At 61.6% G+C, this 23073-nt stretch carries 19 protein-coding genes; 7 read left to right on the top strand and 12 right to left on the bottom strand.

Annotation, left to right across the window (positions count from 1 at the left end):
- Nucleotides 1-12: 12 nt before the first annotated feature.
- The 6 genes from IVA95_RS32075 to IVA95_RS32050 all read right to left on the bottom strand — a co-directional run bounded on the left by IVA95_RS32075 (nt 13) and on the right by IVA95_RS32050 (nt 7818).
- Nucleotides 13-1032, bottom strand: a complete 1020-nt coding sequence (locus IVA95_RS32075; RefSeq protein ID WP_247514131.1) for an N-acetylmuramoyl-L-alanine amidase — start codon at nt 1030-1032, stop codon at nt 13-15.
- 288 nt (nt 1033-1320) lie between these two features.
- Entirely contained in the window at nt 1321-2832 is a 1512-nt protein-coding gene (locus tag IVA95_RS32070; RefSeq protein ID WP_247514130.1) for a DUF459 domain-containing protein, read from the bottom strand.
- 176 nt (nt 2833-3008) lie between these two features.
- Nucleotides 3009-3815 (bottom strand): transporter substrate-binding domain-containing protein, encoded by an 807-nt coding sequence (locus tag IVA95_RS32065; protein ID WP_247514129.1) that lies wholly within the window; start codon nt 3813-3815, stop codon nt 3009-3011.
- Nucleotides 3808-4017, bottom strand: coding sequence for a cytochrome c (locus IVA95_RS32060; RefSeq protein ID WP_247514128.1), 210 nt, complete (start codon nt 4015-4017; stop codon nt 3808-3810). Before IVA95_RS32060 ends, IVA95_RS32065 begins: the two co-directional genes overlap by 8 nt.
- Nucleotides 4018-4236: 219 nt before the next feature.
- The gene (locus tag IVA95_RS32055) at nt 4237-5976 is read right to left on the bottom strand and encodes a PQQ-dependent dehydrogenase, methanol/ethanol family (protein WP_247514127.1); all 1740 of its coding nucleotides are present in this window, start codon (nt 5974-5976) and stop codon (nt 4237-4239) included.
- 408 nt (nt 5977-6384) lie between these two features.
- Entirely contained in the window at nt 6385-7818 is a 1434-nt protein-coding gene (locus IVA95_RS32050) for an extracellular solute-binding protein (protein WP_247514126.1), read from the bottom strand.
- A 243-nt stretch (nt 7819-8061) separates the two neighbouring features.
- Here IVA95_RS32050 and IVA95_RS32045 point away from each other — a divergent pair, with 243 nt between their 5' ends.
- Both IVA95_RS32045 and IVA95_RS32040 read left to right on the top strand, forming a co-directional pair.
- The gene (locus IVA95_RS32045) at nt 8062-10257 is read left to right on the top strand and encodes a PAS domain S-box protein (protein ID WP_247514125.1); all 2196 of its coding nucleotides are present in this window, start codon (nt 8062-8064) and stop codon (nt 10255-10257) included.
- A gap of 135 nt (nt 10258-10392) precedes the next feature.
- A complete protein-coding gene (locus IVA95_RS32040) occupies nt 10393-11682 on the top strand; it encodes a serine hydrolase domain-containing protein (protein ID WP_247514124.1) in 1290 nt (429 codons plus the stop codon).
- Nucleotides 11683-11824: 142 nt separating this feature from the next.
- Here IVA95_RS32040 and IVA95_RS32035 read toward each other — a convergent pair whose 3' ends face one another.
- Both IVA95_RS32035 and IVA95_RS32030 read right to left on the bottom strand, forming a co-directional pair.
- Complete coding sequence (locus IVA95_RS32035; RefSeq protein WP_247514123.1) at nt 11825-12349, bottom strand: universal stress protein; 525 nt, start codon at nt 12347-12349, stop codon at nt 11825-11827.
- An 18-nt stretch (nt 12350-12367) separates the two neighbouring features.
- The gene (locus tag IVA95_RS32030) at nt 12368-13630 is read right to left on the bottom strand and encodes a putative Na+/H+ antiporter (protein WP_247514122.1); all 1263 of its coding nucleotides are present in this window, start codon (nt 13628-13630) and stop codon (nt 12368-12370) included.
- Between the two features lie 158 nt (nt 13631-13788).
- On the opposite strand from IVA95_RS32030, the gene IVA95_RS32025 reads away from it, so the two are divergent.
- The 3 genes from IVA95_RS32025 (at nt 13789) to IVA95_RS32015 (ending at nt 16651) form a co-directional block, all read left to right on the top strand.
- Complete coding sequence (locus IVA95_RS32025; RefSeq protein WP_247514121.1) at nt 13789-15432, top strand: MASE1 domain-containing protein; 1644 nt, start codon at nt 13789-13791, stop codon at nt 15430-15432.
- Nucleotides 15429-16031, top strand: a complete 603-nt coding sequence (locus tag IVA95_RS32020; RefSeq protein ID WP_213252924.1) for a response regulator — start codon at nt 15429-15431, stop codon at nt 16029-16031. The genes IVA95_RS32025 and IVA95_RS32020 overlap by 4 nt, the downstream gene beginning before the upstream one ends.
- Before the next feature lie 140 nt (nt 16032-16171).
- Complete coding sequence (locus IVA95_RS32015; RefSeq protein WP_247514241.1) at nt 16172-16651, top strand: cyclic nucleotide-binding domain-containing protein; 480 nt, start codon at nt 16172-16174, stop codon at nt 16649-16651.
- 40 nt (nt 16652-16691) lie between these two features.
- Here IVA95_RS32015 and IVA95_RS32010 read toward each other — a convergent pair whose 3' ends face one another.
- Nucleotides 16692-17309: a L,D-transpeptidase gene (locus IVA95_RS32010; protein WP_247514240.1), complete on the bottom strand. Its 618-nt coding sequence runs from the start codon at nt 17307-17309 to the stop codon at nt 16692-16694.
- A gap of 153 nt (nt 17310-17462) precedes the next feature.
- Nucleotides 17463-18761 carry a vanadium-dependent haloperoxidase gene (locus IVA95_RS39195; RefSeq protein ID WP_247514120.1) on the bottom strand — a complete coding sequence of 433 codons (1299 nt, stop codon included), beginning with the start codon at nt 18759-18761 and terminating at the stop codon, nt 17463-17465.
- A 210-nt stretch (nt 18762-18971) separates the two neighbouring features.
- Between IVA95_RS39195 and IVA95_RS32000 the strand changes: the two genes are divergently transcribed.
- Complete coding sequence (locus IVA95_RS32000) at nt 18972-20018, top strand: cyclase family protein (RefSeq protein ID WP_247514119.1); 1047 nt, start codon at nt 18972-18974, stop codon at nt 20016-20018.
- Between the two features lie 265 nt (nt 20019-20283).
- Here IVA95_RS32000 and IVA95_RS31995 read toward each other — a convergent pair whose 3' ends face one another.
- Together IVA95_RS31995 and IVA95_RS31990 are read right to left on the bottom strand one after the other, a co-directional pair.
- Complete coding sequence (locus IVA95_RS31995) at nt 20284-20820, bottom strand: hypothetical protein (RefSeq protein WP_247514118.1); 537 nt, start codon at nt 20818-20820, stop codon at nt 20284-20286.
- Nucleotides 20821-20875: 55 nt separating this feature from the next.
- Nucleotides 20876-21643, bottom strand: coding sequence for a phosphatase PAP2 family protein (locus IVA95_RS31990; RefSeq protein WP_247514117.1), 768 nt, complete (start codon nt 21641-21643; stop codon nt 20876-20878).
- A gap of 146 nt (nt 21644-21789) precedes the next feature.
- On the opposite strand from IVA95_RS31990, the gene IVA95_RS31985 reads away from it, so the two are divergent.
- Nucleotides 21790-22980: an AraC family transcriptional regulator gene (locus IVA95_RS31985; protein ID WP_247514116.1), complete on the top strand. Its 1191-nt coding sequence runs from the start codon at nt 21790-21792 to the stop codon at nt 22978-22980.
- Nucleotides 22981-23073 lie beyond the last annotated feature (93 nt).

The following is a 23073-nucleotide window of genomic DNA, read 5'->3' as shown; positions in this document are numbered from 1 at the left end:
CGCACCCCGCCATCAGAGCGGGCCGAGGATGCCCCATCGAGGCTCACAGAATTCCTTCACCGCAGCCGTGACACTGCTGCTGATGATGTCCCGGCGCTCAGGCGAACTCATCATGAGTTCTTCGTCCCGGTTGATGATCGAACCCGCCTCCAGCAGGGCGGCGGCCATCCGGGTCTTTCTCAGCACAATGAGCTTATCGTAGCTATAGACGCCGGTTTCCTTGTTCAGCAGCGGACGCTGGTGCCGACCCATAATCGCCTGGGTATATTGCTTGGCATACTCAAGGCCGTGGGCCTTCATTTCCTTGCCGATCAGTTCGGCGAACGAAAGGCTCGTCTTGAAGTCCGGATTGTTGCGGGAGACGAAAACGGAATAACCGCTGAAGCGGTCGCTGAAATGGCTTTTCTTTCCCTCGAACTCCCAGTCCTCGAGGAATTTGTTGGGCACGGAGTCATGGTGGATCGACAGGAAGAGATCCGCCCGCAGATTGTTGGCGGCGGCCACGCGTTTGAGCAGGCTGTGCTTAGCCTTGCCCTCAGTCAGCAGCAACTTTGTCTCGGCAAAGCCTTCGGCCTTCAACTTCTCCTCGATCCGCTTCGCAAGGTGCAGATTGAAGACGAACTCGGGAACGTTGCGGGCGCTGATCGCGCCTTCTGATTCGACGGTGTGTCCCACATCCAGAACGATCCGGAACGTGGAGGGATCGCACAGGCGTGCGGCCGGCTTGAAAGCGGCAGAGGGCAAGGTGACCGGCCCCAGGGCGGCAAGCCTTACAGTGCGGCGCTTTGGCGAGGCGGCTCGCTTCGCCAAGGTGGCTGGCTTGCGCGAAGCGACGTGCTTTGACGGCTTGCCTTGTTTTGGCGCTCTGGCTTGTTTTGACGAGCCTTTGAAGACGTCCGACAGCCAGCCCGCGTCGCTGACCTCGATCGGCAGAAGAACCATTGCGGCCATCGCGGCAATGATGATGCGGCCGCGGCGCCAAAATCGCGAAGCGATACCGCCGAGAACAGAAATGAACGCGCGGCGCTTCATGCTCGCCCAGAGATCGAACCCGAAGGCGCGCTAACGCGAATGAGGCTTGCTTTGATGTCGACGAACGAAGTCCTGGCACAGCCGATGGAAAACATATCGTACCCCACCTACCGAATTCGACACGCAAGGGTCGCAATCCAATGAGGGCGGATACAAGTCGGATGAGAGCGATTACTGCATCCAATCGCGCGATTTCACGTCAGTGTTGTCATTGAGCCACATAGCTATGCACTGAAACAGGCTTGCGGCCGTTTCCTGGAAACCGTCAAAAACGATTGTTGGTCTCACTTAGCGGCGTTGCTTTTTCGGCTTTAGCGATGCCGCCGGCGCCCGTGCGTTGGCATCGAGCGATGTTGATGCCACTGGCGTCTCACCCTTGGCCCCTTCGATTTCACGTCGTGGCCAGGCAAAATCGTCGGCGCGACCGGCTGGCGCCGACAAAGGCTCCCCTGTGATCAAGACCCGCGCCGCCTGCGCATCCATCGTCACCGCCCCCGCCCCCGGACCGCCGAGCAATTGATTCGTGGCGACGGAGGACGCCGTCAAGGGCACGATCGGCCCGGCCAGCGGACGCGGCGACGGCTTATCCGGCTGCGCACTGGCATCGGGCGTTGCCGGTTCGGTCGGCAGCACAATCGGCGCGGAACGCGCAGCCAACAGCCGATTGATTTCGCGCTCGGCATAATGCGCAAGCTTGAGCGCGCCGGCCTTGGTGAAGTACACGCCATCGGAGGAGCGCAGCCGGCGGATCTGCCCCTCGAAATCGGGGCCTTGCTGCAGAAAGCGGCCGGCCTCATCGACAAATCCGTCCCAGACATCGACATAGGTGATGCCGGCCTTGCCGGCCGCATCGCGATAAAGCGTATTCAGAAACGCCGTGTCGGCGGTCGATTTGGGGCCACGTACCACCGGCAGACCGACCCACAGCACAGGCACACCCTTGGACTTGAGTACGCCGATCATCTCCTCGATCTTTTCCATGTAGAGTTCGACCCAGCGTTTCTCGCGAAACTCATGGATGCCGTTCGGCGAGCGCGCGCTCTTCTCCGGTTCAATGACCGCCCGCGCGCCACTGCTTTCGGCGGCATCGTCCGGCGGCAATTCGGGATCCGGCACTGCGCCATCGGGCTTCGCCCCGGGTTTTACGCTCGAAGCCTTGCCATCAGGTTTGGCCTTGGCGTCCTTCTTGTCCCCGGTTTTACTGTCGGATTTATCGACCGCCGGCTCGCGGATTGCGACGCGATCATCGAGCCCGAGCATGACGACGATGGCGTCCGCTTTTTCGGTGGCGAGAATGCCTTTGGCGGCGGCGGCCCAGTCGGCTGGATCGCCTTTGGGCTGGTACTTGATCAGGCCGGAGACTGTCTTGTGTTTGCGGATCACACCCATCTCAGGCTGATCGGCATAGATGTTCTCAAGCCCATAGGCGAGCCAGTCCGCCATGGCGTCACCGAGCACAAGAATGTGGCGCTCCGGTACACCATTGCGTTTTTCAGGCGGCGGCGCCTTTGAAAAATCCTCGCGCACCGGCGGAGGCGCTTGCCGCCCACTCCAACGGGGCTGCGGCGCGTGCTCCTGGTAGGGCGCAAACGTATCGTTACCATACCAGCCGCCACCGCGTTCGTTACCAAACCAACCGCCGCCGCGTTGCGGTTGTGGCCGCTGCTGATATCCGCCGAAATTAAAGAACTGTGCAGAGGTGGGGCCGGCCAGGCCGAGCAATGTTCCCACCACGACGGCCAGCGCAATCAGCCAACCACGCTCGGTAAGGATGCATTGCCTTTTTGGTTCCCTTGGCATGCTTCTGGACCGCACACACGCAGAACCTGCGTTGCCAGACTAGCACAAAGGCCCTGTGGCGGGTCTCAGTTTACCGTGAAGCGCGTCATCTCGGTGCGGAGTATGCAAGCAACGGCCCCTGTGCGTGGTGCGCACGCTGAGCGTCCCATAACAATACACCAGTCTGATACCCCGCCTCACTGCGGAGGCCGCAGCTCGATGCCATAGCGAGCGTAGATCCGCGCGATGGTGCCGTCGGCCAGTAGGGCCTCGATCGCCGCATCGACACGCTGTTGCAGCTTGTCGTCGGGGCGGAGCAGCCCCGCCGCAATGTTCCAGTTCAAATCCTGATCGTTGTCGAAGGCTGGAATCAGGCGCAACGGCTTGTCGGCATGCTGCAGGTTGAACCAGCCAACCGTCATCGGTGTGACGGCGGCCGCCTCGATCTCGCGATTGGCCAACGCCGCAACAATATCGTCCTCGTACACGAACGGGGAGGTAGCGGTGCCGCCCTTGGCGAGCGTCATCGAGACCAGCGAGCCGACCGGTACGCCGACCCGCTGATCGGAACCGAGACTTGCCAGCGACGACGCCTTCGAATCGCTGCGCACCGCGAGCACGACGCCGCTGCGATGATAAGGACGCGAAACCCGCACGCCGCCCGGAGGCTGCGCATCCTTGCGGGCGATGACGTCGAGCACGAGGTCGCAATCGGCGCGGCGATACTGGATCGCACTGACTACCCACTCCCGCGTCAGCTTGACGCCGAGTTTCTGGGCAATTTTCTCGCCGAGTTCGATCTGAAAGCCCGGGACCGGTCCGGACTTGCTTGCAAACGGCAGCGCGTTGGGGCTGGCGCAGAGCGTCAACGTGCCGCGCTCGATCACGGTTTCCAGCGAGCGGGCATCCGCCGACACATTCCCGAGCATCAACAGCGCGAGGCTGGCCGCGTATCGGGCGAGGCGATATCGCGGTTTCCACGCCGCAGAAGACGCCCTAATCATCCAGCCCTCGAATATAGGCCAGCAGCGCGCCGATCTGGGCGTCATTGAACACTTCACCATACGCGGGCATGGAGCCCGTCTTGCCCTTCTTGATGCGCTCGATGATGTATTCATCGCTGCGCTCGGACTTCGACAGTTTTGGACCCCGGCCGGGATGGCGGCCGCCATCCTGGTGACAAAAGCCGCAATTGCTTGTGAACATTGTCCGGGCATCGCTGTCGTTCGGGGAGGATTCAGCTTGCGCCGGCGGACTCGCAGAGTCCGCTGGGGTAGACTGTTGGGCAAACGAGGCGGTCGACAGCCATGGCCAGACAATGGCCAAGGAAGTAACGACTACAAACGGTATTCGCATTCCAGCATCCGTATTCACCGCAAGGGCAGGGCGGCAGGGAGAGATCGATCCCTGCCGCCCAAGCCATTCTCATTGTCTGAGCGCGAAGACCACCAAGGCACCGGTGTTCTTCGACATGCTCTTGAAGGGCTCGCCATAGAGCGCGACAAACTCGTCGCCCACCAGGCTGCCCCAGCCCGCCGGTACGGCGATGTACTGCTTGCCACCGGCCATGTAGCTGATGATGCCGCCATTATGCCCGATGCCGTTGTTGCGCGACCAGAGCTCTTCGCCGGTGTCCGCATTGTAGGCGTGCACGACGCCTTCGGAGTCCGGCACGAATACCAGATTGCCCGCAGTGGCGAGAACGCTGGCGAGCGGCGGGTACTTGTAGTTGACCTCCCACTTCTTCTCGCCGGTGACCGGATCGCGGGCGCTCAGATGACCACGGGCCGGTCCGTCCGGCGGCGGCACAAACTTGAACGTGGCGCCCAGGTTGAGCTGGGCCATCGGCTCCAGTACCGGCGTGGTCTTCTCGACGGTCAGCTCCATGCACCACTCTTGCCCGATCCGGTAGAAGAGCCCGTTCTTGGGGCTGTAGGCGCCAGAGTTCCAGCTAATGCCGCCAGCGATGGCCGGGCACAATGGCGGGTCCGCCTTGCCTTCCGAGAGGTCGCGGCGACCGACCAATGCGCCGGTCTTCGGGTCAATGCTCTTGACGAAATTGATGTTCTTCACCAGCGGCCAGACGTTCTCGACCTTGGCGTTGGAACGATCATAGACGAAGACGTATCCGCTCTTGTTGGCGTGCACCACGAGCTTCTTGCCGCCACGCTCGATCATGACGAACTCGCCCACGGAAGAGTCGAAATCCCAGGCATCGTGCGGCAGCTCCTGATGGTAGAATTTGAGCTTGCCGGTATCGGGATCGAGCGCGATGACCGATGTCGTATAGAGATTGTCGCCCGGCCGCGGTCCGCTCTTCTTCCAGTCCGCGCCCGCCCAGTCGTAGAGCGGCGCCGGGTTGGCGGTGCCCCACCACACCGTATTGGTTTCCGGGTCATAGGTTCCGGGCATCCAGCCGCCGCCGCCGCCGGTCCGCCAGGAATCGCCACCCCATGTCGCCTTGGCCTCTTCGGTACCGGCGACCGTGAAGAACTCCCATTTCTTTTGTCCGCTCTTGCCGTCCACGGCGAAGATCGGTCCGCGGCCGGGCCATTCGCCGCCCTGGGCGCCAATGATCACCATGTCCTTCACCACCAGCGGCGCGCCGGTGAAGCCGACGGTCACCTTCTTGGAATCCAGCAGCTTCGTGTCCCACACCGGCTTGCCGTCCTTCAGACTGAGCGCGATCAGGCGCCCGTCGACCGTGCCGACATAGAGATTGCCGTGTCCGATGGCGATGCCGCGGTTGTAGGGCGAGTGCGTCTGCTTGGAGACCAGGTCCTCGTCGAGCTCCGGCGCATAGGCCCAGATTGTCTTGCCGGTCGCGCCGTCCAGCGCGTAAACACGGCTGTAGGAGCCCGAATAGTACAGCACGCCGTCGATCGCGAGCGGCGTCGACTGAACGCCACGGGTGGCGCGCTCGGGGAAATGCATCCACGCGACTTCGAGATTCTTGACGTTGCCGGTATTGATCTGGTCGAGGCCGCTATAATGGTAGGACTTGTAGGTGCCGTGATACGTTAACCAGTTGTTCTGGGCCGCCTCGGCATTCAGGGCCGCCTCTTGCGGCTGCGTCGGCGCTTGAGCGTGCGTCGGCGAGACAGCGACCAGGGCAGCCACCGCCAGCGCGGCGCAGCCGACCGCATATCGTTCATGGAAAGTCATCTGTATCCTCCCTCTGTACTTTATTTGTTGGGCCGAATTTTCTCGCGACCCTTGCAAGGGAAATTCTGGTGTCAGAGCCTCATAGGGTCAGGAGTTCGAGATAGATGGCATGGGCCGGCGGAACTGCCGTCGAGAGGCGACGGCAGCATTTCTTGTCGCCTGCGTGAGAAGCTATTTTCGAGAAGGGCACCATTCAGTGCAGGGCGGCATAGACCGTCATCGTCAGGATTTGCCTGCTCCGTATTGCGCCCGGCGATGTCGGTGCGGTGCACCATGACATGTTCCTCAATGCACGCCCATTAGTTGACCGGATTGTTGTTTTTTTGTGGAGCGCCCGTCGGCAGTGGCAAGCTTGAGCTGATGTCCCAGTTCACGCGGTCACGACGTGCGGGATTGCCGGCGGCTCCGCTATCCGCGGATTGTCGCATTGGCCTTCTCGGCGGCATTTGTCATCGCAATCTTTGCCGGTCGTGCACCCGTGACCACTTCATTCACGCCGATCATGAAGGCGTCCAGTATCGGTCGGGATTGCGGATGGAAAAGGATCGCCTTGGCGCGATCGACATCGGCATTTTGCAAGTTGGTCAACGCCGCCTCCGCGGCTTGGACGCCGAACGCCTTCTTGAAAGCCTCGCTAGACCAGGCCGATGTACGGGTTGTTGCCAGCCCCGCTGCGGCTGTCCGCAGCGAGGTCGGCTTGCTTGTCGCCCATAACAGAAACAAAAAAGCCGCCCGCTTGTTTCGTGACCTGGAATTGATGCACGCCTGCCAGTGCGACATGAAGGGTACGGACATGCGACCGGCGACGTGTGGAAAGGCGGCAAACACGGCCTGGCCGGCGACGTGGCTTCTTGCCGGATTGGAGATGTCGGTCGCGAAATTGCTGCTGTCGATCGCTATCGCCGTTCTGCGCTGAAGGAAGTCGTCCAGCACATGGTACCATTCGTAGCCGCTCACGCCGCCAGGGCCGGCTTGACTGAGCAACTGACCGTAAATCTCGATGGCCGCGATTGCCTCGGGACTCCCGAAAGCGGCCTTGTTGTCCTCGACCATCGCCCCGCCATAGGAGAACACGAAGCTCATGGCTGGCGGGGACGAATTGCCGCCGGCCTGGGCCCGCATGGCGATCCCGGACATCTCATCGGTCTTCACCGCGTTCGCGGTCAGCAGCAGCTCGTCGAAAGTTCGGGGAACCGGCAGGTTCTTGGCTGCCAGCACATCGCCGTTGATGAACAGGGTCACCGCCTCGGAAGTGATTGGCACGGCGTAGCGTTCACCGCCCCGCCACAACGGAAAGGCGCGGGCGGTCTTGAGAAGATCGTTCTCATCATACCAGCCGGGATCGGTCAGCGACCTGTCGGAATAATAGGCGTTCAGCGGCTCGAGCCATCCTGCCGAGATGCCCTGGCCATAGGTCGTGAACATGAATACGTCCGGTGTGCTGTTGCCACGGTTGAGCTGGACCGGCAGTGCGCCCAGGTAGGTGGTCTCCAGCCGGAAGTCAGGAACGACGTTGATACCGGTGAGCTTGGTGAAGTCGGGCAACAGCGGAGTGATCGCGTTTGACCAGGGGTGGATCGCACCCGCGAGTGTGATCGTTTGCCCCGCAAATTGTTTCCAGCCTATCGCAGCGTTGGCATAGAGCGCGGTGACGTCCTCTGCGAAACCCCACCGCGGCAGCATGAGGAGGGCCGGCAAGGCCGTCCCGGCTGCGCCCAATCCTTTGACGAAGCTGCGCCGGCTGGCCGATCTGGAACTGCTCGGCAATTTTTCAGGCAACTTTTCACTTGGAGCTAAGTTTTTTGGAGCCAAGTCTTTTGGAGCCGAGTCTTTTGGAGCCATGTCGTCGCTCCTGTGGTCCCTCCGGCCGAGGGATCGGACTTTACAGCACGCGCGGGACATTCCCGTGACGTTCTGGCCCCTTGCGAGGGGGCTGACGGGCTTCTAAGCCGGTATAATCTGCGCGGTTGAGCGTGCCGGTTCCCGCTCATCTACGCGGACCATGGCTGTATTTACATTATACTAGCAATACTCTGCGTCGGCATCAGAAAACAGCCGCGCACGCAGCATCGAAGACTAAGGCCAATGTCAGTCTCTCTGAGCCAGTCCTTTCGGTGGTTTGCTCGTCCGCTGGCGCTGGTGGTCGCGGCGCTTCTGGCTGTGGTTGTCGCGACCGGGCTTCTCGGCTTCCGATATTGGCAGGAACGAAAGGCGGTCGATCTCTTGCTCGAGCGCGGCCGTCAGGTGCTTGAGACGCTGGATCGGCTGCGGGCGATCATCGGCGACGTGGAGGCCCAAAGGCGCGGCTATCTGCTGACTCTCGATCCGCAATATCTCAAGGCCTACGGCGTCTCCGACGACAGCGTACGACGGGACGCGCAGGCGCTCCAGGCGCTGGTTGCCGGCGATCCATTGCAGAGCCACCGTGCCGAACACCTGGCGCTGACCGTTGCAGCAAAGCTGCGCGAGATCGATGAAATCGTCAAAACGGTCCGCACCTACTCCGGGCCGGCCGCGCTGGCGATGATCCGCAGCCTGGACGAGATAAGGGCGCAGATCGACCAAATGGTGGACCACGAGCGCTTCCTGCGCGTGGATCAGGAGAAGCGCGCCGAGGCACTCGAACGACGTAAAGCCTGGCTGATCACAACCGCCGTCGTCATTGTCGCAGTCCTGGCAGGGGTGGCGCTGGCGCTTGCACGGCTCGAAGCGATCCGGCGGCGTAAGGCGATCGCAGAGAACATCGTGCTCCACGGCGATCTCCTGGCGCGTGACAAAAAGATCCGGCGACTGTTCGACGCCAACATCGTCGGCATCATCATTTGGGAGCTCGACGGTCGCATTATCGAGGCCAATGATGCATTTCTCCACATGTTGGGTTACGACCGCGATGATCTTGCCTCGGGACGAGTGAACCGGACGGACCTGACGCCGCCGGAATGGCGCCATCGCGACGCACGCACCGTGGAAGAGCTGAAGCGGATAGGGACCGTCCAACCATTCGAGAAAGAGTATTTTCGGAAAGACGGCAGCCGCGTGCCTGTGTTACTAGGCGGGACCATGCTCGAACAAAATCCAAATCAAGGTGTCAGCTTTGTTCTCGATCTGACCGAGCGCAAGCGGGCAGAAGAGGCGCTGCGGCAGAGCGAGGAGCGCTTTCGCACACTCGTGCAGTTCTCCTTCGACGTGTACTGGGAAACCGATGCGCAGCATCGCTTTATTCACCAGGAGTTCGCGGAGGACCTTTCCGAAGCGCCGGCGCCCGGCTCCGAAATCGGCAAGACACGTTGGGAAGTGCCTTATCTGGAGCCGGATGAAGAGGGTTGGCGCAAGCACCGGGAGACGCTCGATGCTCACCTGCCATTTCGAGATTTTGAGCTCGCGCGGCCTGGCCCCGACGGCAGCAAGCGTTACGTGTCTGTCTCCGGGCTGCCCGTGTTCGACGAGACGGGACGCTTCGTCGGCTACCGCGGCGTCGGGCGGCATATCACCGAACGCAGGCGGGCCGAAGAAGCCTTGCGCACCATGCAGGCGGAGCTGGCGCACGCCAATCGCGTCACCACGATGGGACAACTGACGGCCTCGATCGCCCACGAGGTCAACCAGCCGATTGCTGCGACGGTTACCAACGCCCAGGCAGCCTTGCGCTGGCTCGGCGCTCAACCGCCCGATCTCGGCGAGGTTCGCGATTCCCTTCGCCGAATTGTTGAGGACGGCATGCGCGCCGGCAACGTCATCAACGGCATCCGGGCCCTCATCAACAAGGTGCCGCCGCGAAAGGATCGGTTCGACCTCAATGAAGCCATTCTCGAAATGGTCGCGCTAACTCGGAGCGAAATGCTCAAACATGACATCTTGCTGCAGACTGAGCTCGCGCCGGGCTTGCAATTGGTGAAAGGCGATCGCACTCAGCTGCAGCAGGTAGTTCTTAACCTGATCCTCAATGCCATTGAAGCCATGGGCGGCATCGACGAGGGGACCCGCGAGCTCCGGATCAACACCGACACGGATCCCGCGGGCCGGGTGCTCGTTACGGTTCGCGACTCCGGTCCGGGCCTGGGCCTGGGAGATGTGGAGCGCGTCTTCAAGGCGTTCTACACCACCAAGGACAAGGGCATGGGCATGGGCCTCGCTATCTGCCGGTCGATGGTCGAGGCTCACGGCGGACGGATGTGGGCGAGCGCGAACGAACCTCAGGGCGCGGTGTTTCAATTTTCCCTGCCGCTGGAACAAGACGAGAGCGTTCAAGCCCGGCAGATCCGGTCCAATCCAGCCGCATGAGACGGCAGATGGTGAGAAGCAACTGAGATCCGTTCGCGGCTGGAGCAGGTGTTCCTAGGCGATGTCCGAGGCATTGCCTCCGATCTCAACTAGCTGCAGAATGGTGCGTCAGAACAGGTCTGCGGGAGGGATATCATGATCTCACGTCGTCTTGTCATCCGACTGCTTGGGGCCGCAGTAATAGCTTTCGCGCTCAGCCCCATTCCGGTGGCCCTGGCTTTTTCGCCCGAGGCGCGCAACGCCAAGCTCGATGAAGTCCTTCGGGGACTGGTTGAAGGCCGCAGCACTCCGGGTATCGTGGTGCTGATCCTCCAAGACGGCCGCCCGATCTACAGCCGCAGTGTCGGTGTTCGCGAGGTCGGGAGTACGGCGCCGATCGGCGCAAACGACATGTTCCGAGTTGCCTCAATGACCAAGGCTGTCACCTCGGTGGCGGCGATGATCCTTGTCGAGCAGGGCAAGATTGGCCTGGATGATCCGGTCAGCCGCTTCCTTCCCGAGTTCAGCAAGCTGAGGGTGCGGGGACCCGACGGCGCCGAGGGGCCGGCGAACAGGCCCCCGACAATCCGCGAACTACTGACCCATACGGCCGGGCTCTCTTATAACTTCATCAATAATGCTCGGCTCGTGGATGCATATCGCGACGCGCGCGTCACCGACGGGCTAGATCAGCCCGAAGTAACCACGGCTGAAGCAATGCGGCGTCTCGCCTCCGTTCCGCTTGGCTATCAGCCTGGTACTGGCTGGGAATACTCGCTTGCGACGGACGTGCTCGGGGCCGTCATCGAGAAGGTGACGGGAAACAGCCTGGAATCTTTTGTCAACGAGCGCATTGCAAAGCCGTTGCGCATCGAGAGCTTTGTGTTCAACGCACCTGAGACCGTTCGCTCACGCTTCGTGCAGGTGACTAGACCCGCACAGGTCACGGGCGCACTCGGCACAGGCTACGTTCCCGTGATGGGACCTGAGGCAGTGCCGTTCCCACCCACCAAGGGCACTGCCAGCCTCGATCCGAACCGCGCCTTCTCTCCGACTGCCTATAATTCCGGCGGCGCGGGCATGAGTGCCACTATCGGTGACTATGCGCGCTTCTTGCAGATGCTGCTGAACGAGGGCGAGCTTGACGGCGTGCGGGTGCTCCGCGCTGAGACGGTCCGGCAGATGACGCAGAACGCGACCGGCGATATGCGGACGATTCGCGGGCCGGGCTGGGGCTTCACGCTGGGCTTTGGGATCCTGACTGATCCCGCCGCAGCTAAGAGCCGTCTTCCGGCCGGTAGCTATGGATGGGGCGGCATCTATGGCACGCAGTTTTGGATCGATCCGACAAACCGCGTCATCGGCGTAGTCATGACCCAGACGGCGATTATTGGCTCCGGTCCCATTTCGAATCCCGTCCGGGAGGCGTTCTATGCGGCCGACTGAAGGTTCGATACCAAGTTAGGGTTCGGTCTGTTCCCGCGAACTGGTGACGTCCGATTTGGGTCCGAGGGCACGGCCCTGATGCCGATCGAGTTCCGCTAGGAGACGTCGCGGTGGGCCCTGTTAACGCGGCAAGTGTGGACTTCTATTTCACAATCACGACCGGAACCAAGGCGGCCGTGATGACGCGCGATATCATAGAAGATACCAGCGGCAAGCCCATGGCGCGTACCCAGCGCCGCACGTATTGCGGCTGCGGATCTGCCAGTACGATAACGTCGCATTTGTCTTCGGCCGCACACCGGAGAATTATCGGCAGCGGATCGCCAATTTTGACCTTCGACAGGCAAACGACGCCCACCTTGCCCAATCGCTTGCTCACAGCATTGACGATAGGCAATCCGACATCGTTGATCAGACGGTCCTCGATTTCGTCCTTCTTGAAACTCTGATAGCCGCGCAGGCGAGCCTCATAATGTCGATCCTGCACGTTCAGAATGATGGCCTCTACACTGTCCTTGCCTTGGGCTATGGAGGCCACGAAATCGACAATGCGATTGGTGCGTTCGCTGCCATCGACGACGGCGAGAAAGCGCATGCCTCTTGTTGCCGAACTGGCGACATCATGCCCGATGCCGCCGGGTGCAGTTGTTGTCGCCTGGTTTGTCATGCACATCTCCGTCTGGATTCACGGGAGCAACTGAAACGCCGCAGCGGCGACGAGGGTTGGAACGAGCGCTGCCAAGGCAAGACCGCCTGCGCTGATCGTCCCGTCTTCGAAACTGTTCTTCAGGATTGCGAATCCCGCCGGATTCGGTGCGTTTGCAATTACCGTGAGCCCACCGCCCGTCACCGCTCCCGCGACCAGGGAGTATTTGAACTCGTCGGAGACGCCGTCCACGAGCGAGCCAAGATATGTCAGGGCTGCGTTGTCAGTTACTGCAGTCAGCAGGGTGGCGCCCGTGAACAGCATGGTGGGCCCCATGTCGCTGAGAAGCGGTTGCAGCCACCATTTCTGCTGACCGCCGATCACCACCAAGCCGGCCAGGAAAAACGCAACCAGCAGGCCTTCCCGCAGGATGAGCGGCGACTGATAGCGCTTGTACGCCTCGGCGAAGCCGAGAAAGAACATGAAGAGCGCGAGAAACACGATCGGGTGATGATTGAAGGCGACCACCGCGCCGAGAAAGGCGAGATGAACTGCGGAACTCCAGGGCGGGACATCCAGCTTTGCTGGCGACACTGCGAGCTTCCGCAGATGTTCTCGAAACAGAAACGTCACTCCTGCAGCATTGACCGCCACTGCGAGTGCCGCCTTCCATCCGAACGCCCGCAACATGAATGGAAGGTCAAAGCCCCACTGCTCTGCAACCATGAGCACGGGAGGCGCGGCGTAGGGCGTCAGCGTGCCGCCGATGGACACATTGACAAACAGGACTCCGACCGTGGCGTACATGAACTTTCTCGGCGCTCCGCCAGCAAAATACTGATCGCGGAGCAGTAGCGCCGTGAGTGTCATTGCGGCAGGTTCCGTGATGAAGGAGCCGAGCAATGGGCCCACCGAGAGCAGCGAAAGGTAGTACGCGGTGGGTTGCGACAGGGGAATCAGGTGCGAGACGAGGCGAAGCAGCGCCGCCGCCATCTGGATGATCGGTCGGCTCGCGGCAATGACCATAACCACGAAGACGAACGCCGGCTCTGTAAAATTGCGACTTTCAAGATAGGCGAGCGCGCCGGTGCTGCCCACCTTCACCACCATGAAGGCAATCAGAATCGCCGCCCAGAACCCGAATACCACCTCGACTTCTGCGAGCAGATGCCAAAGCCCGGCATGGCGCGGTTGAATATGCGCCATGCGTTCGAACGACCGCGTCGAGAACGTGTGCAGCACAGCTATGGCAAAGATTGCCGCCGCCACCACCGCGACTTCGAAGGGCGTTTCATCCGGCACCGAGTCTCGCCTTTTGTGCGCATTCCGATCGGGCTAGACTGACGACCAAGCCGCCTCCGAACAATTCGGTGCGAAACCGTCGGGGCTTTTGCGGTGTGGTTGTTCCCAGAGTAAAATTACCTAATCGCGCACATCATGCGCCGCGGAGTAATGTGATCATGCGGCAACTGGGGTTCGAAAACACGGACTCAGGCGGGCCGCTGGTGCTTCGGATGTCGCGCTGGTATCCTGCGATCGGCTTGGGCTATCTAGTCAGTTACGTGCTGCTCGACTGGATCAGCTACGTCCATCCGTTCGCCACGTTCGGCATCACACCCTGGAATCCACAAACCGGCCTCAGCTTCGCATTGGTCCTGCTGTTCGGCGGCGCGTACATGCCTTGGCTGTTTGCGGCGCCGCTGATTGCCGATCTGATCGTTCGCGACATGCCTCTTCCGCCCGGGGTCGAGCTGCTTGTCGTGGCGATTACCGGCCTCGGATATGGTTCGGCTGCGCTTCTGCTGCTGCAGCGTCGCTTCGGCTTTGATCGTTCATTGTCGTCCCGCAGCTCCCTACTATGGCTGGTGACGATAGCTGCCGCGAGCATTGCGCTCGTGTCGATTGGACACGCATTTGTTCTTGTACTGCATGGGATCATTGCATCACATGATTTCGCACAGGTGTCGCTACGAGCTTTCATCGGCGACTTGATCGGGGTGATCGTCTTCACGCCGTTTGTTCTCATCGTATTCACGCGGCGGAGCTTTCCCGTGGTCTCGTGGGAAGCCGCGGCCATTCTTCTCCTGGTTCTTGTCGGGCTCTGGGGCCTATTCGGCTTCACTGAGGCGCTCCGATTCCAGCTTTTCTATATGTTTTTCGTTCCGGTCGTCTGGATCGCAGTGCGGTTCGGTCTGGAAGGCGTGACGCTCGGCCTCGCCGTCATTCAGATTGGATTGATCGCTGCGATCGAGCTGTCACATGAAAGCGCAGCTGATGTCGTTGCCTATCAGGCGCTTATGACTGTTCTATCGGCGACCGGCCTTGCCATCGGAGTACTGGTTTCGGAGCAGCGGCGCACACAACATCAGCTCCGAATACACCAGGACGCCCTTCATCGAGCATGGCGGCTCGCAACCATGGGGGAATTTGCTGCCGCAGTCGCGCACGAGATCAATCAACCGCTCACCGCGATCGGCAACTATGCCCGGCTTGCCAAGCGGGCCGTCGAGAAAACGCCTCCTGATACTGCAGCCGCCGCAACAGCATCAGCGGAGGCGATCGTGCAAGTTGATCGAGCGGGAGCCGTCGTGAATCGCTTGCGCGATTTTATCCGGCTTGGAAGAATCGAGACGAGCGCCGTCAGTGTCACAACGCTCGTAGCAGAGGCAGTCGCGGTGTTCGGGCCTGAGCTGGAGCGGAGGGGCATCGGGTGTCAAACGTCGGTTGGACGCGATGTTCCGCCGGTGCTCGCGGATGGCTTGCAGATTGAGCAGGTCATTCTAAATCTTGTCCGCAATGCCGCCGAAGCGTTGGCCGGCGCGGGCCGGTATGATGGCAAGATCGTTATCGAGGGTCTGACAGGCCCGAATGGAAAGGTCACGATCCGCGTGAGTGACAATGGTCCGGGGATTGATCCCGATCTCGGTGACGACGCAATCGCTGCATTTGCCACGACGAAGCCGGATGGATTGGGACTAGGTCTCTCGCTTTCACGATCGGTCATCGAAGCTCATGGCGGGGAGCTTCGGATTGAAAGCACAAAGCACGGCACGACAGCATTGTTTACGCTGCCAGCCGTGCCCAGTTCGGGCTCGGGTGCATGACAATAGCTCTGATCGACGATGACGACGCAATTCTGCACTCTTTGAGCATGCTCCTTGAAGGGCGGGGAATCCCGGTGCGAGCATATTCGTCAGCGGAGAGCTTTTTGAACGCGCTGGTCACCGAGCCGCCCCAATGCGTCGTTTCGGACATTCGCATGCCGGGCATGTCAGGTATCGAGCTGCAACAGAAGCTGAAAGAGCACGAGGGAGCGATACCGCTCATTTTCATTACCGGGCACGGTGATGTCACGATGGCTGTGCAGGCGATCAAGCAAGGCGCTTTCGATTTCATCGAGAAGCCGTTGGACGATGAACGGCTGATCGCCAGCATCTCGCAGGCGATCGAAAGCGGAAACCGCCTTAGAAGCGAGCACAGAGAACGCGCGGCCCTTCAGGCGCGTGTGGCCGAGCTTTCACCGCGCCAGGTCGAAGTCATGCAACTTGTGGCGGAGGGTTTGTCAAATAAGGAGATCGCGCACAAGCTGGGGATCAGCACTCGGACGGTGGAGAATTATCGTGCCTGGGTGATGGAAAGGATGGGCGCGAACAGCCTCGCCGATCTTGTTCGAAAGGTAATTGCCCTGACATCCCGGGCCTGAATGAAACGCGCCGCTTTGGATGCCGGAAGGCCGGTCTGGCTGCTCGATCGGCAGCCCGACACTCCCGCGAGCATTTGTCGCAGATCATGCCGTCGGGTTGGCAGACTTGCCGCCGCTTGGAGCGGGAGTATATTTTGTCGATGGCTGTCAGCTCCCCCGATCTGAAAGCGTTCTTGCTCACCACACCTTTCTTCGGTGGCCTTTCAGATGCAAGCCTCGATCTCTTGATCTCGATGCTGGTCGAGCGCCGCTTCAACGCCGGTGCCACTGTCGTAGCGGAAGGAGAACCGGGGCGCTCCATGTTCATTGTTCACTCTGGCCAGCTCGTGGTGAGCAAGCTGGCGGATGCCGGACGCGTCATTCGCATGGCGGATCTCGAGCCCGGTGATTTCTTCGGCGAAATGACGCTTATCGAAATGCAGAACCGATCAGCAACCGTCATCGCGGAGAGCCCAACGGTGCTGTATGAGCTCACGGCACAAAAACTCTACGCGTGCTACAAGAGCGACATCCATGCGTATGTGATCGTAATGCAGAATATCAACCGCGAGCTGTGCCGGCGGCTCCGACGCGCCGACAATCGCATTGCCGAGCTGCAGATGCTTAACGCGAGACCATGACGCAGATTTCACGCACCGGCTTGTGGGATTACGCAACTCGCTACGCTCTCCGGCCCGGCGGGAGGACGACGACGATCGCGCCCAGCTTCACCCGGTTCACGAGATCGATGATGTCTTCGTTGGTCATGCGAATGCAGCCGGAGGAGATGGCCTGACCGATATATTCCGGCTGGTTGGTGCCATGGATGCGGTACAGCGTGTCCTTATTGCCCTCGTAAAGATAGATCGCCCGCGCGCCTAGCGGATTGGCCGGACCTCCGGCAACGCGCTTCGGGTAGGGGCCGAGCCGGGCTTGGATTTCCGGCGTCGGAATCCAGTCCGGCCATTCGGCCATGCGACCAACGGTTGCAATACCGGACCAGGCCAGCGCTTCCTCGCCCACCGTCACGCCGTATCGGATCGCCTTGCCTCCCGGCAGGACGTAATAGAGATAGCGCGCGTTGGTATCGACCAGGATCGTGCCCGGTTGCTCCTTGCGCGTGTAATCGACAATATGTCGGCGGTAGGTCTCCGGAATGCTCGCTTGCGCATAAGGCGCGTGGGCGAGTAACTGCCGGTCCCTAGGGGTCAAACTGGCGTTCGATGACGGCGCAAGCGTCGTTTGCACGCAGCCGCCGAGCAGCCCCACCAGTAACAACGCGAGCCCACGCCCCATCATCGCGTGTCCTCCAAGAGTCACATGGACGCAATTTGTTTGCTCAAAAAGTGCAGAAATCAAGGCGGAGGTCCCAGACAGGTGGGAACGCAAGTCAAATCCGGGACGAGACCCCGGATTTGCATCCGGGGCTTCGCACGCGGCCGGCTCAAGAGCTCAACGCGTGGGCTTGAGCGTATTCTCGATCATGTAAGCCGCGACCTTTCGGCCCACTTCCTCACTGGTGCGGATCGCGAATCTGTAGTGCACGCCGCCCCAGACGCGGACATTCTTCTGCTCCTCGGCCATATCAGCCAAGCTGGCGAACTGCCGCGTCCGCTTCGCATCCCGCACATCGGTTGCCGTGAAAGGAACGGCGTTCACGGGACCGAACACCGATTCCAGAACTGCCGACGCGATCGTTGCGTTGATCGTCGCCTGCGAGGGATATTCGGGATGCATCGGGGTCGGGTTGAATGAGGTCCAGCCGGCATCTCGCTCAGTGGCATCGTTGCCATCCTGGTCGCCATTACGGATCGCCGTGACCGGGCGCCAGAGATTGTAGGTGTACTTCGCGTCCCAATTGACGATGTAGGCGTTCGCCAGACTCACGTTGAGCAGCGCGAATAGTCGGGCACATTCGGCGAGCGGCATCTCGTGCTTCATCGCGAGCTCGCGTGCCGCCGCCTGCCATGCCGGGCCAAAATTAATGTTATCCCAGAACTTGACTGCCTCGGTTTGCTCAGCGGTACGCGCGGTGCTCTTGGTGCCGCCGAGGCTTTTGACCTCGTTGTAGTCCCGGGCCCACTCGGCGCTCGACAGTGCCGGCGGCGGGCCGGGCCGGAACTGATCGGCACGCTTGAATACCCATGGCTTCGCATGAGCATATTGCTCCCACATCGGCAGCGTGGTCGGCACATATAGCCCTGGGGCCGTGTGTGGCCGGTAAGTGTCGGGAGCGGTGGTGCCGTCGTTTGCGCGGTCGGCCTGGACCGCGTCGGCGACCGCCATACCCAGCTTGATGCCTTCGGCCTTGGCAGACCCGTCCGGGATCGCCTTGAGCGATGCCGCGTAGGCCTCTTCGATCTTGTCTTTCTTTGCCGGGTAGATCTGAACAAGGATCTGCCGCGCGGCCGTCGAGGCCGCGGCTTCGGCCGACGCGCTGGGCGTAGCCGGATGCGTCGCGACCACGCGGGCGTAGCGGTTATGCACGGTATTGATCGCATCCGACATCGCAACATGCACCATGGCCAAGGTGCGCAGTCGGGGGTTGTTGCCGATGTCGGTGGACACCAGGGCACTGGTGGTCACGTTCCAGTCAGTGACGACATCGGCGCGCGCTGGCGCGCCCAACAGCGCGGCAGCGATGCCCGTCAGCAAAGTAGCTGCCGACATTCCTAAAATGGATTTCATCGGAAGACTCCTTTTTGCCGCCCACGCGATGGGTGTTGTTTCACGCCAGGTGGGCGTGGGCACCTTAGTCCTCCGCATTTCATCTTGGTGTGAACCACTTCACCTGTGGCGCAAGACATCCGAGCGGGCCTATCGGCTTTTGCGGCACTAGCGATCGCGTCTCCCTGGACTTTTGCTGAGGCGGGCGCTGACCGACAATCTCGTTGATCCCACAGTCAGCTCAGGCCTAGACTGGCCAAAGCTGAGCTATCCATGTCGTTCCAGGAGGATTCCATGAAGGTAGTTTCGCGATTCCTGCTCGCCGTGATCGTTCTCGCATTCGCCGCCGGCGGCGGCTACGCACAGGACGGTGGCATGAAGAAGTGGACAAAAGGAAAAGGGTGGGGCTGGGTCTGGGGGCCTCAGGACGAGGTCGGAAATCTCAACGAGATGACCGACGCATCACGTTTGGCCGCCTTGAAGCTTGTGACACAAGGTAAGGTCTACGATCTCGGTCTTCCGTACGACCGCTATTCATACAAGTGGCCCGGCCACAGCCCGGGAGAAATCATGAGCTTCCGCTCGCCCGCCGGCGTGAGGAGCCAGAAGGATCTGCCGTTCACCACGCCGGAGGGCGGCAATACGGGCATCACCGCCTGGCATAGCAACGCGATCTTCATGAACGATAACGTGGCGACCCAGATTGATGGGCTCGGCCACATCACGCACGGACCGAAGAACGAGTTTTACAACGGCTTCACGTCCGACGAGTGGGGCGGCGACTTCGGCGTTCGCAAAGCCGACGTGACCACGATCCCGCCGATCGTTGCGCGGGGCGTGTTAGTCGACGTTGCGGGCTTCAAGAACGTGGAGGCCCTTCCGTCTTTCTATGAAATCACTGTCGCTGATATCGAGGGCGCGTTGAAGGCGCAGAACGTCGACGTCACCCCGGGCACGGTCGTTCTGTTGCGCACCGGAACCGCGCGCTACTGGGGCGAGAACGGCCGCGACCACGCCAAGATCGGCCAGCACGACTCGGCGGGCATTGGCCTGACAGCCGCGAAGTGGCTCGTCGAGGAGAAGGGCGCGCTTATGCTCGGTTCCGATACTTCCGGGCTCGAATATGGGCCGCCGAAGCCGGCCGACTCTCAGGCCGTTGGCGGCAGCTTCATCCCGGTCCACGTCTATCTGCTGGTCCAGCAGGGCGTCCACATCCTGGAGTTCAATAATCTTGAGCAGCTCGCCGCCGATCGTGTCTACGAGTTCGCCTATATCCTGACCACAAACGCCATCCGCGGTACCGTGGCCGGCACGACGCTGCGGCCGCTCGCCCTCCGCTGAGAAGTTGCGTCCGTTAAGCGCCACATTCGAACATCAGTGAAAGCCCCGGATTTTCATCCGGGGCTTTCGCGCGATCAACTCAAGAGCTCAACGCGCGTGGGCTTGAGCGTGTTCTCGATCATGTAGGGCGTCCGCAGGATACGCCGGCACGTCTCAAAGGTGGCCAGGGACAGACCTCGACGATGATCAGGTCTTGAACGCGGTCAGCTCGACCGACGTGATGCGGCCGGCGGAGATGCCGTCGATCATGTTCTGCGCCTTCTGGTCAGGTCCATTTCCTTGGGAGCTGGGCCTGCTCATGGTGTTCGATCGACAAACGCCCGCTCCAAAGTCTTCTCTGCGACCTTCCGGCCAATCGCCTGGCCCGAATCGATGTCGAACCGATAGTGGATGCCGGCCCATATGCGCGCCTCAGCCGCTTCCTTCCCGTGAGCCAGCAGGGGAAAATGCCGGCCAGCACGGTCGCGGCCGCGGTTGACAGGCAGCCGTGCGCGGCCGGGTAGCTCGGATGATTGGGGGACGGAAAGAGCGGCTTGAAGTCAGGGTCAAGCTGGGATGGCCGGATGTACCAGTAGGCGTACTTGGCATCCCAGCAGGCGATGGCGGCATCGAGGAAGGCGATGTTGAGCGCTGCAAGAGCACGCGCGGCCGCTTGTGGTGACAGGGCCTCGCCGTACTCGAGCAGTTTCAGGCGGGCCGTTTCGTTCCAAAGTGCATGAGCGCGCGCGCCACCATAGACCTCCCAGTAGATCGCGCGATGGTTCGATTTCGGCGTTCGCGCGAACGCCTTCAGCTCGGCCAAGGCGGCCTTCACCTCATCCGAGTCGAATGCCGGCGGCGGCGATGGACGGAACTCGTCAGCACGCGCCAGGACCCAGGGTTTCCACGTCCCGGCGAGCGGTGCGATCGGATTTGCAGCGTTCCAGCGGCCTGGTCCACTTGGCCTCAGATTGATCGGATTTGCCCTGGGCGATGGCAAGGGCCGCGATCCTCTGTCCGATCGCGCGTCCGGCGACCACATCGCTGGGGTACTCGACTCCAGCCAGCAGGCGCGCTTGCATTGCCTCCTCGGCTATCGCGGCAAAAGCACTGGCGCGAGCTGGGAAGATGTACCCAAGCACCTCGGCTGCAGCCGTCGCAGCGGCCGCGTAGTCGGAAGGGAAGGATGACCCAGCCGCAGCCTTGATGGGTGTCTTGACCGATGGATCGGCCGCGACCGGGGGAGGCCGGGTTGCGGATTTCCTATGGTACCAAGAAGCCGCCACGGCGTCGTCCAAGGCGGCGTGGAAGAGCGCGAGATGACGCGCTGCCAGAGGAAGGGTAACGAAGTTGTCGAGCAATTCGTCCAGAATGATCTCGTTCCAGCGATAGACCGGGCCCCCGGCCGCCCACCAGTGAAAGCGGGCAACATCCTCGGGCGTACGCTTCGCCACGATCACTTCGAGTTCCCCGAGCTCGGCCGCCGCATCTTTCGGCGGGGCGGGCACGTCAATCTCACCATATGACTTCACGAGCCACCCCTCGGCGCGAGGTACCAGATGCGCAACCGTAGCGGCGGAACGAGCCGGTTGTGAGAGGAGGAGCGCCGCCGTTGCGGCGAACGCAGCGACCATCAGTTTCTGCATCGTCAAACTCCGATAGAAGAGATCCAATACATCGGGAAGACGTGGCCCACGTTGCCGGTTTAGGCTATCCACTTCTCGCCGACCTGTTCAGAAATCGCAGAATTTGTTAGGCTCGCCTTGCGCGGCGCAGCGAAGCACCACCGAACATGGCGAAACGAGAACCATCCCGTGAAGCGCCGATCGACCGGCCCGACCCGCCGGATCGGCTGCTTCCCGCGGACTTGATGTGCGCTCTCGACTGGCTGCGCCGCAATCCGGATGGCGATGTGTCCCTCGGTGCATTGTCCGTCGTTGCGGGCACACGGCCACGAACGCTCGAAGCGCACTTCAAGGAATTCCTGGGGACGACGCCGCTCGCCTGGATTCGCAATGCTCGTCTCGCCAGGGCGAGACGCGAGCTGCTGGATGCGAATGATCGCACGACGGTGACAAGTGTGGCCCTCGATGCCGGCTTCAGCCAGCTCGGCCGTTTCGCCGGCGCATATCGGCGCCGGTTCGGAGAGCTGCCGTCGCAGACACTGCGCGCGGGGCGACGCGTCGCAGCCAGCGCTGCCGAGATCGACGATGAAGCCCTGCGCCTAACCTGGCGCGCAATTCCAGAGGCCTTCGCCGTAGCGCCGGATTCGAACTGCATTGCCTTGGAGCTCCTTGAGCAGGCCCAGCAGCAGGCCCAGCAGCGGGCACCGGAGTTTGCGCTTGCGAGGGCGATGGCGGCCTGGTGCTGGGCGCAGCGTTCAGCCCAACACTTCGGATCGGACCCAGCCGAGGACATCGACCGCGCGCGGCGGCTGGCCGATCGCGCGCTCGCCCTGTCGCCGAACGACGCCATGGTGCTCTCGCTTTCGGCCGGTGCGCTGACCTTGGCCCACCGTGTCACGGAGGCGGACCGGCTGGTTGAGCGGGCGGTGGCGATTGAACCGACTTCCGCCGTCGCGTGGGTTCGCCGTGGATGGTCGTCTGCCTATCTCGGAGACAGCGAAAGCGCGCTGCGCGAACTCAGAATGACGCTCCATCTCGCACCCTTTGAGCCCATCCGGCATCTCGCACTCATCGGCATTGGCTGCGCTCACTTCGCTGCCGGCCGCTACGAGCGCGCAGCGGCATGGGCCAAAACCGGCGTCGAGGCGTTTCCCCAATCGTTCTGGGCCGAGCGCGTGGTCATTGCTGCTGCCGCATCCTCAGGAGCGCTGGCGGAGGCGCGTCGGCGCACCCGGACGCTCCTGCGTCAGGATCGTAATCTGACGATTTCAGTCGCGAGACGGGCATGGCCATTCAGGCCGGATTTCATGGACCGGCTGTGCCATGGGCTTGAGATCGCGGGAGTGCCGCGTGCCTGAGGCTCGTCGACCGAGATTCGACGCGAGCCCTTGAATGTCTATTCCGGGGCCTCAGGCGTCGAAGTACGCAGCCATCAAGTCCAATAGCGGACA

This window comes from Bradyrhizobium sp. 157 (genome assembly GCF_023073815.1).
In the GTDB taxonomy this organism is placed as follows: Bacteria; Pseudomonadota; Alphaproteobacteria; order Rhizobiales; family Xanthobacteraceae; genus Bradyrhizobium.
This window is presented reverse-complemented; position numbering and strand designations above follow the sequence as displayed.